This is a genomic window from Streptomyces sp. NPDC043908 (genome assembly GCF_056435525.1).
Map to the genome: position 1 here is coordinate 374,094 of NZ_JBWKEI010000005.1, position 12,281 is coordinate 386,374.

Genomic DNA, 12,281 nt, shown 5'->3' on the forward strand with positions numbered 1-12,281 from the left:
GCTCGGTCTTTGGCTGCGGGTTGTGGGTGGCTGAGCGCGCAGTTCCCCGCGCCCCCAACCGCCCAGGGGCGCGGGGAACTGCGCGAGCAACCCCCACCGGAGCCGCAGGCAAACAAGGGGTCTGGGGGCGAAGCCCCCCAGTATGCGAGCAACCCCCGCCGGAGCGCGGAGCCCCCGGGGCCCTGCCGCGGGGGACTACAGCGGGTCCACCGGGCCGCCTCGGCCCGACAGGACCTCCCCGTACGCTTGCATCAGATCCGGCAGCCGCAGCGTGGACAGGTCCTCGCGCCCCGGCGTCGTCGGATACGCCGACAGCCGCAGGTCCCGGTACGCGCAGCTCTTCTCGTACAGCGTGCGCAGAAAGCGGCCGTTGCCGAGTTCGTCGATCCAGCCCTGGTCCACCACATGGCCGCTGATCGAGCGGAGCTCGTCCAGCGCCTCCTCGTCCCAGCAGTCGCCGTTCTCCGCCGCCAGGACCTCCCCGATCGCGGTGAGCTCCAGGGGGCGGTAGGAGGGGAAGTCCACCCGGGTGGTGAAGCGGGAGGAGAGGCCGGGGTTGGTGGCGAGGAGGCGGTCCATGCCCTCGGGGTAGCCGGCGAGGATGACGACCAGGTGGTCGCGGTTGTCCTCGGCGCGCTTCAGCAGCACCTGGAGCGCCTCGTCGCCGTACGCGTCGCCCTTGCTGTAGCCGGAGTTGGAGAGGCTGTACGCCTCGTCCACGAACAGCACCCCGCCCAGCGCCGAGTCGATCAGCTCGTTCGCCTTGACCGCCGTCTGGCCGAGGAACTCGCCCACCAGGTCGGCCCGTTGCGCCTCGACGAGGTGGTCGCCGCCCAGCAGGCCCAGCGCGTAGAAGACCCGCCCCAGGATGCGTGCGACCGTGGTCTTGCCGGTGCCGCTGGGGCCGGAGAAGACAAAGTGACGTTTCGGCGGCTGGACGGGCAGACCCTGGCCGACCCGTAACCGGGCCATGTTCAGCTGCGCCGACAACGCCTTCACCTGGCGTTTCACCGGCTCCAGGCCCACCATCCGCTCCAGCTCCGCCAGGGCCTGGGCGAGCAGCGCCGAGTCGGTGGGACCGGCCGGCACCGGCGGCGGGGCGGGCTGGGCGGGGACGCCCGCCTTCTGCCGGACGCCGTCGGGCGGCGGAACCACCACCGCCGGACCGGCCAGCGGCACCCGCACCTCGCGTCCCTCCGGCGGTTCGAGCGGGGCGGCCTCGGGCTCGGCGCCGTCCGCGGAGCCGTCCTGGCCGAAGCCGGCCAGCGAGACGGCCGCCAGATCGGCCGGGTCCTCCGGCCCGTACGACCCGTCCAGGACGTCGGACTCGGTGATCGCGGCCAGCCGCGCCGAGGTGTCCATGAACGCCGGGTCGACCCGGTGCACCGCCCGGTACAGCGGAAGGGCGGCGGCGGAGCGGCCGGTGCCCTCGTGGGCGCGGGCCAGCCAGTAGCGCAGCTCCTTGCGCTGGGGCTGCTCGCTGCGGCAGCGCATCAGGGCCGCCGACAGGAGCGGCTCGGCCTGTCCGAACATCTCCAGGCGCACCCGGGCCATCCCGCCGAAGAGCCCGGCCTCGATCCCGAGCAGCGGATCGCCCAGTAACGGCTCGGTGTGCCGCACCAGTTGGTCCCAGTCCTTGACCAGGTACGCCCGGCAGGCGTGCAGGAAGCGGACCTGCGGGTCGGTGTCGACCGGCGGCAGCCCCGCCAGCGCCCGGTCCAGCTCGGGCACATGGCGCCCGTCCAGCCAGTGCGAGGCGTGTGCGAGCAGCAGATCGCGCGGGCTCTCCAGGACCGGCTGGACCCACCAGCCCAGCCAGTACCAGGAGTTGAGGGTGCGCCGGTGCCGGGCGCGCTGTTCGCCGAAGCGTTCCCGGTGGCGGTACATGCGCAGCAGCGCCGTGGTGGTGTCCACCCGCAGCGCGTGCAGTCCCAGCCAGCCGTCGACCATGCCCGGATCCATCCGCACCGCGGCCCGGAACTCCTCCTCGGCCTGCGGGTACGCGCCCATGGTGTACGCGTCGATGCCCCGCAGCCAGGCGAGATCGGCCGGGGCGTGCGCGCCCTGCGTGCCGAAGTCCATCACGTCCCCCACCACCGTGCCCCCGTGCTGAACCGCCAATTCACGGAAGGGAATGACCGAACGGAATTGACGGGAACTGACCGCACCACTCGCATCGTACCTGCGAGGGGGCCCCGGATCTAAGGGTGGCGCGGGGGGATCGAAAGCGTGACGCGGCCGGTGACCGAGGGTGAGCGAAAAGCGCTGACGTGCACGGTGAGAGGGCCGGAAAGGGCAGAACGAAGCCCCCGATCACGGGGGAACAACCGGGGGCTTCGCGTCCGCGGCGGCTCCGGAAAGCCGCACATTCAGAACGTAAGACCTGTACGGCCCCCGGGTCAAGCGGAGTTGGAGGAGTGCGGGGGGCGGTTTTCCGACGGTTCAGCCCAACGGGGGCTTGTCCTCACTCTCCGTGAGGGAACGGTGTGCGGGGGGTGCGAAATCGCGCCTCGGGAGCCACTCGTATCCCTCCTGACACTGCCGTACCAACGCATCCACATACGGAAGGGAGGGATCCGCAGCGAAATGGCGCATCTCCGCCTCCGTCCACTCGTCCCAGAAGCCGGAAAGCGCCGCTCCGTCCCGTCGGCGACCGCGCGCCCAGGACCCCTCGGCGTCCATTTCCATCCACAGCAGCAACGCCAGCCACGGCCGCACCTCGCGCCGGCCCGCCCCGACGCCCTCGATCAGCACCACGGGCGCGGGCGGCAGCGGGACCGGAGGGCCGAACCGGCGCGCGTTCCAGTCGTACGGCGTGACCCGCCCGGCCTCGCCCCGCGCCAGCGGGCCGGCGACCTGCGCGAGCAGCCGGGGCGTCCAGGCGAAGAACTCCTCATGGGTGGCGAGGTCGTCGAGGTGGAGGACCGGCGCCCCGCCGAGCGCGGCGGCCAGCCGTCCGGCGAAGGTGGACTTGCCGGAGCCCGCGTGCCCGTCCACCGCGACCAGCCGGACCGCCCCGCAGGAGGGCGGCAGGGCGCGCACGGCCGCCGCGATGCGGTCGATTTCTGCCATGCCTCCACCCTAGATCGCTGCTCCGGGCGGCCGCGCGAGCCATGCCAGTGGTCCAGACCCATATTGGTGGCGCGGCGCGGCGCGCGTCTCTGGCAGAAGTCGCCCGGGACCCGGGATAGTTGGGCCACGGCCGCGCCCACCCGCTCCATCCTCGTCCGACTGGGGGTCCCGCCCATGACCCGTCCCACCCCGCGCAGAACCGTCCTGGCCGCCGCGCTCGCCGCCGCGGCGGGCACCGCCGTCCCGGCCTCCGCGGTGGCCGCCCCGGCCCCCTCGGCCCCGCGGGCCGCCCCGAGCCGGCCCGGGAAAGGCGTCCCCTCCCTGGTGGACAACCATGCCTGGACCACGCACGCCGACTGGCGCTCGGGCGAGGCCGCCGGGGCGCGGGCCGTGCCGGGGCGCCGCCCGGGCCTGGTCATCGCCCGTCCCGCCGGCCGGATCGACTACACCGACCCGCACACCGGCAAGACGGCCGCCTGGGAGTACGCGAGCTGGACCTCGCCCGAGCACCGCTCGCCCGTCCCGGCCACCGAGGCCGTCGCCCACTGGAACGCGCACACCCCCGCCGGGACCTGGCTCCAGGTCGAGCTGCTCGGCACGTACTCCGACGGCACGGCGACGCCGGCGTACGTGCTGGGCCGCTGGACGGCGGGCGACGGCGACGGCGACATCCGGCGCACCTCCGTCGACGGCCAGAAGGACGGCAGGAGCACGGTCTACACCGACACCTTCGCCATCGACGACGCGGCGAGCGGGCTGCGCCTGGCCTCCTACCGGCTGCGCCTGACCCTCTACCGCGCCCCGGGCACCCGCCTCACCCCCACGGTGTGGCGGCTCGGCGCGATGGCCTCCGACATCCCGGACCGCTTCACGGTGCCCGCCTCCACCCCGGCGTACGCGGGCGAGCTGATCGTCCCCCGGTACTCGCAGGAGATCCACAAGGGCCAGTACCCGCAGTACGACAACGGCGGCGAGGCCTGGTGCAGCCCCACCTCCTCGCAGATGATCGTCGAGTACTGGGACCGCCGGCCCACGGCGGCCGACCTCGCCTGGGTGGATCCGGCCTTCGCCGACCCCCAGGTCTGCCACGCGGCCCGGTACACCTACGACTACCAGTACGGCGGCTGCGGCAACTGGCCCTTCAACGCCGCGTACGCCGCCACGTACCGGGACATGAGCGCGGTGGTCACCCGGCTGCGCTCCCTGAACGACCTGGAGACGCTGGTCCGGGCGGGCATCCCGGCCATCACCTCCCAGTCCTTCCTGAAGACCGAGCTGACCGGCGCCGGGTACGGCACCTCGGGCCATCTGATGACGGTGATCGGCTTCACGGCCGACGGCGACGTGATCGCCAACGACCCGGCCTCCCCGGGCGACCCGGAGGTGCGCCGGGTCTATCTCCGCCGGGAATTCGAGAACATCTGGCTGCGGACCAAGCGGTACAACGCCTCCGGCAAGGTCGTCTCGGGCACCGGCGGGGTCTGCTACCTGTACTGGCCCGCGCACCCGGGAGAGCGGCGGCGCGGGGCGCTGGCCTCGGTGGGCGTCCGGGCGTGACCAACGTCTCCCCCTCACCGGCCGCATCTGCTGGCACTCTGAAATGGCACCCGGGGGGACCGTCCACCGCCAGACGACCGAGTGAGATCCCATGACCCTGCACGCGACCACCGCCGACGACCCGCGCGCCCTGGCCGAGCTCCGCGCCCGCACCGGCGGCCCGGACGACGGTCCCAAGATCCTGGAGCACGTCCTCGGGTGGGTCCTCGTGGTGGTCCTGGCGATGCTGGTCACCCAGACCGGTCTGCTGTGACCCCGGGGCCGGCCTTCCGGGGCCGGCCCGACCCGTCCGGAAGCCCGTAGGGCGGTCTGCCATACTGCCGGGATCCTGTGGCAGTCGGAGACCAGGGACGGACTTGGACAAGAGCCGACAGCGAGGCGCGTCCGGGCGATCGCAGGGCCGTCGCTCCGAACTCATCGCGACGGGGCGGAAGTTGTTCGCCGACACGTCGTACGACGCCTTGTCGATGGACGACATCGCCCGGCACGCCGGGGTGGCCAAGGGCCTCATCTACTACTACTTCACGAGCAAGCGCGGCTACTACCTCGCCATCGTCGAGGACGCGGTGGCCGAGCTGGTCGCCCGCGCCGCCGGCGACACCGAGCTGCCGCGCGCCGACCGCGTCCACCGGACGATGGAGGGCTATCTGCTCTACGCCGAGCACCACCAGGCGGCGTACCGCACGATCGTCACCGGCGGCGTCGGCTTCGACACCCAGGTCCAGGCGATACGCGACGCCGTCCGCGAGGAGCTGATCGCCACCATCGCCGAGGGCGCCTACGGCAGACGGGACGTCCCGGTGCTCGCCCGGCTCGCGCTGCTCGGCTGGATGGGCTCGGTGGAGAGCGTGACCCTGGAGTGGCTGGGGACGGGCGCGCCGGAGCGCGCGACCGTACGCGAACTGCTGGTGCGGATGCTGCGCAGGACCATGGACACCATCGCCGAGTTCGAGCCGGACTGCCCCTCGCCCGGCGCGTGACGCGCGGGTGGCCCGACCGCACGTCCACGGCCGTCCGTTCGTGACCGCCGGATGCGCAATCCGTGATCTTGAAGCCAGTGACGGGACGCGTCCGATCGGGCATACTCACAGCGCCACAGCCACCAGCCTGCGACTTCCGTGATCCGGGAGGGTAGGCATCGGCTGTCCGGCAGAGTCACCGGCGGCGCCGCCACACCCTGCGCGCGCGACCGCCGAAGCGCCCGACAGGGAGGAGAGCGCCGCCATGCCCGACCGCGCCCCGCAGCCGGTGGACCGACAGCTGCCCACCGAGGAGGCCCGGGACCTTGTCGCACTGGTACGCGACATCGTCCAGCGGGAGATCGCCCCTCATGCCGCCGAGCAGGAGGACGCCGGACGCTTTCCGCGCGAGATCTTCTCGCTGCTGTCGGCCTCTGGGCTGCTCGGTCTTCCGTACGACTCCGCGTTCGGCGGCGGTGACCAGCCCTACGAGGTGTACCTCCAGGTCCTCGAAGAGCTCGCCGCCGCCCGTCTGACCGTCGGCCTCGGCGTCAGCGTCCACTCGCTGGCCTGCCACGGCCTCGCGGGCTACGGCACCAAGCAGCAGCAGGCCGACCACCTGCCCGCCATGCTCGGCGGCGGTCTGCTGGGCGCCTACTGCCTCTCCGAACCCGCCTCGGGCTCCGACGCGGCCTCCCTGCGCACCAGAGCGGTCAGGGACGGCGACGACTGGGTCATCACCGGCACCAAGGCCTGGATCACCCACGGCGGGGTCGCCGACTTCTACACCGTTCTCGCCCGCACCGGCGCCGAGGGCTCCCGGGGCATCACGGCCTTCCTGGTCCCCGGCGACGCCGAGGGGCTGACCCCGGCCGCCCCCGAGAAGAAGATGGGCATGAAGGGCTCGCCCACCGCCCAGCTGCACTTCGACGGGGTCCGGGTGCCCGACAGCCGCCGGATCGGCGAGGAGGGCCAGGGCTTCGCGATCGCCCTCTCCGCGCTGGACTCCGGCCGGCTCGGGATCGCCGCCTGCGCCATCGGCGTCGCCCAGGCGGCGCTGGACGAGGCCGTGGCGTACGCGACCGGGCGGCAGCAGTTCGGCCGGCCCATCGCGGACTTCCAGGGCCTGCGGTTCATGCTCGCGGACATGGCCACCCAGATCGAGGCGGGCCGGGCGCTGTACCTGTCGGCCGCGCGGCTGCGGGACGCCGGACGGCCCTTCTCCAAGGAAGCCGCCATGGCCAAGCTCTTCTGCACGGACGCGGCGATGAAGGTCACCACCGACGCCGTCCAGGTGCTCGGCGGCTACGGCTACACCGCCGACTTCCCTGTCGAGCGCCTGATGCGCGAGGCCAAGGTCCTCCAGATCGTCGAGGGCACCAACCAGATCCAGCGCATGGTCGTCGCCCGCCACCTGGCGGGTCCGGAGACCCGCTGACCCCGGCGGGCCCGGGGCGTGCGGATCCGTACGCCCCGGCTCGCGGGGGGCTGGCTTTTCGCGGTTTCTGACGTACCGTCAACTTCCCTGTCGTCCAGGAGGTTGCCGTGTCCCAGGACCGTCCGATCGCACTCGACGAATACCCGATCCACCAGGTCCCGCTCTCCCTGAAGCACGTCGCCACCGGTGACCGCAACGCCTACGACCGCTGCATTTTCCACGTCTTCGACCACCACGGCCGCGCGCTGCTGATCGCGGGCCTCGGCGTCTACCCCAACACCGGGGTCATCGACGCCTACGCCACCCTGCGCCTCGGCGACCGGCTGCACGCCGTCCGCGCCAGCGACGCGCTCACCGACGACCGGATGAACCTCTCGGTGGGCCCGCTGCGCATCACCGTCGACGAGCCGCTGCGCCGCCTCACCCTGCGCTGCGCCCCCGACCCGGCCGACCCCGCCTCGCTCTCGTACGAGATCACCTGGCAGGCGGACTTCCCGGCCGTCTGGGAGCCGCACCACGTCCAGCGGCGCGGCGACCGCCTGACCCTCGAAGGCCGCCGCTTCGTCCAGGCCGGGCACTGCACCGGAACCATCCGCGTCGGCGGCGAGGAGATCGCGGTCGCGGCGGGGGAGTGGACCGGCACCCGGGACCGCAGCTGGGGGGTGCGCCCGATTCCCGGCGAGAGCGACGGACGCGCCGACGAGCACCGGCCCGATGGCTTCCACTGGCTCTGGGTGCCGGTCCGCTTCGACGACCGCTTCCTGATGGTGATCGCCCAGGAGGACGCCGACGGCTACCGCACGCTCAACGAAGCCGTGCTCGTGCGCGAGGGCCACCCGGACGCCCAACTCGGCTGGCCCCGGGCCGACATCGCCTACCGCTCCGGCACCCGCCACCCCGAACGCGCGGTGATCCACCTGACCGACGCCTCCCGCAGGCCGCTGGAGCTGGGCGTCGAGGTCCTCACCTCCTCGCCGCTGGCCGTCGGCGCCGGGTATCCGCCGGCGGACGACTGGCAGCACGGCACCTGGCAGGGGCGCGGCTGGACCGACCGCCGTGTCCACGACCTCTCCGACCCCACCGCCCACCCCCTGGCCGCCTACGGCGTCACCGACCACGCCGCCCGCTTCACCCTCGACGGGCGGACCGGCTACGGGATCTTCGAGCACGGCAGCTTCGGCCGCCACGACCCCAGCGGCTTCGCCTCGTACACCTCCGTCGCGCCCTGACCCCCGCGCCCCGCCCCGCCCCTCCGCGCCCCCTCCGCGCCCCGAGAAGGGAACCGCCCATGGCCACGGCACCACGGCCCCGCACCACCACGCGCGACCCCCAGGAGATCGGCCGCAGGCTCACCCGCTGGCTCGACGCCCGGCTGCCCGGCGCCCGCGTCACCGGCGTCGAGGTCCCCTCCTCCAACGGGATGTCGAGCGAGACCCTGCTCTTCGGCCTCGACCACCCCGACGCGCCGGTGCGCGCCTGCGCCCTGCGGCTCGCCGCCGACCCGGCCGCGTACACCGTCTTCCCGGTCTACGACATGGCCCGCCAGCACCGGGTGATGCGCCTGGTCGCCGAGCTCACCGACGTCCCGGTGCCCCGGGTGCTGTGGCTGGAAGAGGACCCCGCCGCGCTCGGCGCGCCCTTCTTCGTGATGGAGCGCGCGCAGGGGCGCGTACCGCCCGACGTCATGCCCTACACGTACGAGGGGAACTGGCTGCACTCCGCGAGCGACGCCGAGCGCCGGCGGCTGGAGGACGCCACCGTCGCGGTGCTCGCCGGGCTCCACGACCGCTTTCCGGCCGAGGAGGCCGCGTTCCTGCTGCCCCCGGGCGAGGGCTCACCCCTGCGGCGCCACGTGGAGGCCCAACGGGCCTACTACGCCTGGGTGGTGGAGGGACTGACGCCCTCCCCGCTCATCGAGTCCGCCTTCGACTGGCTCGACGCGCACTGGCCCGCCGACGAGGGCCCGGCGGTGCTCTGCTGGGGCGACGCGCGGATCGGCAACATCGTCTACGACGGCTTCGAGCCCGCCGCCGTCCTCGACTGGGAGATGGCGGCGCTCGGCCCGCGCGAACTCGACCTCGGCTGGACCGTCTACCTCCACCGCTTCTTCCAGGATCTGACGGTGAGTTTCGGCCAGCCGGGGCTGCCCGGCTTCCTGACGCGCGACCACATCGAGGCGCGCTACGCGCAGTTGACCGGCCACACGCCCCGCGCGATGGAGTTCCACACGCTCTACGCCGCGCTGCGGCACGCGGTGGTGATGCTCAGGATCGCCTACCGGCAGCTGCACTTCGGCGAGGTCCGGGCCCCCGAGGACCCGGACACGCTGATCCTGCACCGGGCGAGCCTGGAGGCGATGGTGCGGGGAACGTACTGGAGCGGGGGCGCGTCCTAGGCGGCGCGTCGCATGCGCGGGACCCGCATCGGGCGCGAGCCGGGGCCGCCGACGTGCGAGAAGGGCTGGGTGCGCCAGTCCAGGCCCTGCGGGAGCGTCAGGAGCAGCGCGGTGTCCTGCTCCAGCAGGTCCTTGGAGGTGTCCGCGGGCCTGCTCTGGGCGGCGGGACGGCCGGTCCCGGCGCACACCGTCAGGACGAACGGGTTCCAGGGGCTCGGGCACAGCGCGTGCTCCGGCAGCAGCGTCTCGTCCGCGAGGAGCGCGATCGGCTGGGCGCAGTCCGGGCAGATCACCCGGTACATCTCGAAGGTGTCGTAGGCGTCGGCCGCCTCGTCGTCGGTGAACTCGTCCTCGACGTAAGGAGCGACGAGCTCCGGACCGGTGCGTTCGTCGGTGCGTTCATTCGGCACACGTCCGCCGCGCTTCATGTTCTGCATTGGGATTCTCCCCCTCGGGTGGGCTGGCAAGGCGCCGTAGCCGCGACCACAGCAAGCAATTCCCGCCACGCCCCGTCCGTAACCACCCGGACCCCCGCGGCGGCGTCACAAACCTGTGGCATTCGTCACATGCCCGCCGCAGGTGCCCCTTCCGGTCGCCGCGGACTGTGCCGGAGGGGACCCGGGGGAATAGGTTGATCCGCATGGAGGAGCTGGACCGTCAGATCGTGGATCTGCTCGTCAAGGACGGGCGGATGAGCTACACCGACCTGGGCAAGGCCACCGGCCTGTCCACCTCGGCGGTGCACCAGCGGGTACGCCGTCTGGAGCAGCGCGGGGTCATCCGCGGCTATGTCGCGGTCGTGGACCCCGAGGCGGTGGGGCTGCCGCTGACCGCGTTCATCTCGGTCAAGCCCTTCGACCCGAGCGCCCCCGACGACATCGCCGAGCGGCTGGCCGACGTGCCGGAGATAGAGGCGTGCCACAGCGTCGCGGGCGACGAGAACTACATCCTCAAGGTGCGCGTGGCGACCCCGCTGGAGCTGGAGCACCTGCTGACCCGCATCCGCTCGCTGGCCGGCGTCTCCACCCGGACCACCGTCGTTCTCTCGACCCCGTACGAGGCACGGCCGCCGCGTATCTAGGCTGTTCCCATGAGTTCCGAGAGCGCCGCCGCCCTTCCGGCCCGAACCGTCGCCCCGCTGCCCGCGGGCGAGCCCGACCACCGCACCGTGCTGCTGCGCGGCGGGGAGGTCCACAGCCCCGCCGACCCGTTCGCCACGGCGATGGTCGTCGAACGCGGGCACGTCGCCTGGGTCGGCTCCGAGGGCGCGGCCGACGCCTTCGCGGCGGGCGTGGACGAGGTGGTCGACCTCGAAGGGGCGCTGGTCACCCCGGCGTTCACCGATGCGCATGTGCACACCACGGCCACCGGCCTCGCGCTCACCGGCCTCGACCTGTCCACCGCCCGCACCCTCGCGCAGGCCCTGGCGGCGGTACGGGAGTACGCCGCGGCCCGCCCCGGCGACGAGGTGCTGCTCGGCCACGGCTGGGACGCGGCGCGCTGGCCCGAGCGGACCCCGCCCACCCGCGCCGAGCTCGACGAGGCCACCGGCGGGCGCCCCCTGTACCTGCCCCGCATCGACGTGCACTCGGCGGTCGCGAGCACCGCGCTGCTCGACCGGATCCCCGGCGTCACCGGCCTCGACGGTTACCACCCGGACGCCCCGCTGACCGGCGCCGCCCACCACGCGGTGCGGGCCGCCGCCCACGCGGCGATCACCCCCGTCCAGCGCGAGGAGGCCCAGCGGGCCGCGCTGCGCCACGCGGCCTCCCTCGGCATCGGCACCCTGCACGAGTGCGGCGGCCCCGAGATCTCCGACGAGGACGACTTCACATCGCTGCTCGCCCTGGCCCGCGAGGAGGCCGGCCCGCGGGTCTTCGGCTACTGGGCCGAGCAGGTCACCGGGCCCAAGGACGCCGATCGCATCCGCGAACTCGGCGCGCTCGGCGCGGCCGGCGACCTCTTCGTCGACGGCGCGCTCGGCTCCCACACGGCCTGTCTGCACGAGCCGTACGCCGACGCCGCGCACACCGGCACCGCCCATCTGGACGCGGCCGACATCGCCGCCCATGTGACCGCCTGCACCGAGGCCGGGCTCCAGGCCGGGTTCCACGCCATCGGGGACGCCGCCGTGACCGCGGTCGTCGAGGGCGTCCGGGCCGCCGCCGCCAGGGTGGGCCTGGCCCGGATCCGCGCCGCCCGCCACCGCGTCGAGCACGCCGAGATGCTCACCCCCGAGACGATCGCCGCCTTCGCGGAACTCGGCCTCACCGCCTCCGTGCAGCCCGCCTTCGACGCGCTGTGGGGCGGCGAGGAGGGCATGTACGCCGAGCGCCTCGGCGCGGACCGGGCCCGCACCCTGAACCCGTACGCGGCCCTGCTGCGCGCCGGGGTGCCCCTCGCCTTCGGCTCCGACGCGCCGGTCACCCCGTTCGGCCCGTGGGGCACCGTCCGCGCGGCCGCCTTCCACCGCACCCCCGAGCACCGGGTCTCGGTACGCGCCGCCTTCACCGCCCACACCCGGGGCGGCTGGCGCGCCATCGGCCGGGACGACGCGGGCACCCTGGTGCCGGGCGCCCCCGCCGACTACGCGGTCTGGAGCACCGGCGAGCTGATCGTGCAGGCGCCGGACGACCGGGTGGCCCGCTGGTCGACCGACCCGCGCTCGGGCACGCCCGGCCTGCCCGACCTCAGCCCGGGCGCGGCCCTGCCGGTCTGTCTGCGCACGGTGGTCTCCGGCCACACCGTCTTCGTCCGGCCGAACGAGTGACGCAAGGACGTTCCGTACGGCCGTCAGGCTGCCCTCGCCGGGCCGTCGCCACCTGCGGATCTCCCGCGCTGACCTGCGTGTTCGGGACGA

Annotated in this window: 11 protein-coding genes; 8 read left to right on the forward strand and 3 right to left on the reverse strand. The window is 73.6% G+C overall.

The features are described 5' to 3' along the window. Nucleotides 1-195: 195 nt before the first annotated feature. Both AC069K_RS14580 and AC069K_RS14585 read right to left on the reverse strand, forming a co-directional pair. Nucleotides 196-2,082 carry an AAA family ATPase gene (locus AC069K_RS14580; RefSeq protein WP_365114241.1) on the reverse strand — a complete coding sequence of 629 codons (1,887 nt, stop codon included), beginning with the start codon at nt 2,080-2,082 and terminating at the stop codon, nt 196-198. Between the two features lie 360 nt (nt 2,083-2,442). After that, nucleotides 2,443-3,072 (reverse strand): uridine kinase family protein, encoded by a 630-nt coding sequence (locus AC069K_RS14585; protein WP_478615782.1) that lies wholly within the window; start codon nt 3,070-3,072, stop codon nt 2,443-2,445. Nucleotides 3,073-3,246: 174 nt separating this feature from the next. Between AC069K_RS14585 and AC069K_RS14590 the strand changes: the two genes are divergently transcribed. From AC069K_RS14590 to AC069K_RS14615, 6 genes are all read left to right on the forward strand, one after another. Beyond that, complete coding sequence (locus AC069K_RS14590; RefSeq protein WP_478615785.1) at nt 3,247-4,629, forward strand: peptidase C39 family protein; 1,383 nt, start codon at nt 3,247-3,249, stop codon at nt 4,627-4,629. A gap of 91 nt (nt 4,630-4,720) precedes the next feature. After that, on the forward strand, nt 4,721-4,882 hold the full coding sequence (locus AC069K_RS14595) for an SCO1431 family membrane protein (RefSeq protein WP_358836246.1): 162 nt from the start codon (nt 4,721-4,723) through the stop codon (nt 4,880-4,882). Between the two features lie 103 nt (nt 4,883-4,985). Next, the gene (locus AC069K_RS14600; protein WP_478615789.1) at nt 4,986-5,609 is read left to right on the forward strand and encodes a TetR/AcrR family transcriptional regulator; all 624 of its coding nucleotides are present in this window, start codon (nt 4,986-4,988) and stop codon (nt 5,607-5,609) included. Nucleotides 5,610-5,853: 244 nt separating this feature from the next. Further along, nucleotides 5,854-7,026: an acyl-CoA dehydrogenase family protein gene (locus tag AC069K_RS14605; protein WP_358836248.1), complete on the forward strand. Its 1,173-nt coding sequence runs from the start codon at nt 5,854-5,856 to the stop codon at nt 7,024-7,026. Nucleotides 7,027-7,133: 107 nt separating this feature from the next. After that, complete coding sequence (locus AC069K_RS14610; protein WP_478615793.1) at nt 7,134-8,255, forward strand: Rv3169 family protein; 1,122 nt, start codon at nt 7,134-7,136, stop codon at nt 8,253-8,255. A gap of 59 nt (nt 8,256-8,314) precedes the next feature. Beyond that, nucleotides 8,315-9,421: a phosphotransferase family protein gene (locus AC069K_RS14615; protein ID WP_478615796.1), complete on the forward strand. Its 1,107-nt coding sequence runs from the start codon at nt 8,315-8,317 to the stop codon at nt 9,419-9,421. On the opposite strand, the gene AC069K_RS14620 is transcribed toward AC069K_RS14615, so the two are convergent. Beyond that, entirely contained in the window at nt 9,418-9,858 is a 441-nt protein-coding gene (locus tag AC069K_RS14620; RefSeq protein ID WP_478615799.1) for a hypothetical protein, read from the reverse strand. The genes AC069K_RS14615 and AC069K_RS14620 overlap by 4 nt on opposite strands. 203 nt (nt 9,859-10,061) lie before the next feature. Here AC069K_RS14620 and AC069K_RS14625 point away from each other — a divergent pair, with 203 nt between their 5' ends. Beyond that, the gene (locus AC069K_RS14625) at nt 10,062-10,502 is read left to right on the forward strand and encodes an Lrp/AsnC family transcriptional regulator (RefSeq protein WP_067155585.1); all 441 of its coding nucleotides are present in this window, start codon (nt 10,062-10,064) and stop codon (nt 10,500-10,502) included. Nucleotides 10,503-10,511: 9 nt separating this feature from the next. Next, nucleotides 10,512-12,191, forward strand: a complete 1,680-nt coding sequence (locus tag AC069K_RS14630) for an amidohydrolase (RefSeq protein ID WP_478615803.1) — start codon at nt 10,512-10,514, stop codon at nt 12,189-12,191. Nucleotides 12,192-12,281: the final 90 nt, after the last annotated feature.

What these genes read in the sequence shown, in the direction of transcription:
- AC069K_RS14605 (WP_358836248.1), top strand. Translation starts at nt 5,854, where the DNA reads ATGCCCGACCGCGCCCCGCAGCCGGTGGACCGACAGCTGCCCACCGAG.
- AC069K_RS14585 (WP_478615782.1), bottom strand. Translation starts at nt 3,072, where the DNA reads ATGGCAGAAATCGACCGCATCGCGGCGGCCGTGCGCGCCCTGCCGCCC.
- AC069K_RS14580 (WP_365114241.1), bottom strand. Translation starts at nt 2,082, where the DNA reads ATGGACTTCGGCACGCAGGGCGCGCACGCCCCGGCCGATCTCGCCTGG.
- AC069K_RS14615 (WP_478615796.1), top strand. Translation starts at nt 8,315, where the DNA reads ATGGCCACGGCACCACGGCCCCGCACCACCACGCGCGACCCCCAGGAG.
- AC069K_RS14630 (WP_478615803.1), top strand. Translation starts at nt 10,512, where the DNA reads ATGAGTTCCGAGAGCGCCGCCGCCCTTCCGGCCCGAACCGTCGCCCCG.
- AC069K_RS14590 (WP_478615785.1), top strand. Translation starts at nt 3,247, where the DNA reads ATGACCCGTCCCACCCCGCGCAGAACCGTCCTGGCCGCCGCGCTCGCC.
- AC069K_RS14625 (WP_067155585.1), top strand. Translation starts at nt 10,062, where the DNA reads ATGGAGGAGCTGGACCGTCAGATCGTGGATCTGCTCGTCAAGGACGGG.
- AC069K_RS14620 (WP_478615799.1), bottom strand. Translation starts at nt 9,858, where the DNA reads ATGCAGAACATGAAGCGCGGCGGACGTGTGCCGAATGAACGCACCGAC.
- AC069K_RS14595 (WP_358836246.1), top strand. Translation starts at nt 4,721, where the DNA reads ATGACCCTGCACGCGACCACCGCCGACGACCCGCGCGCCCTGGCCGAG.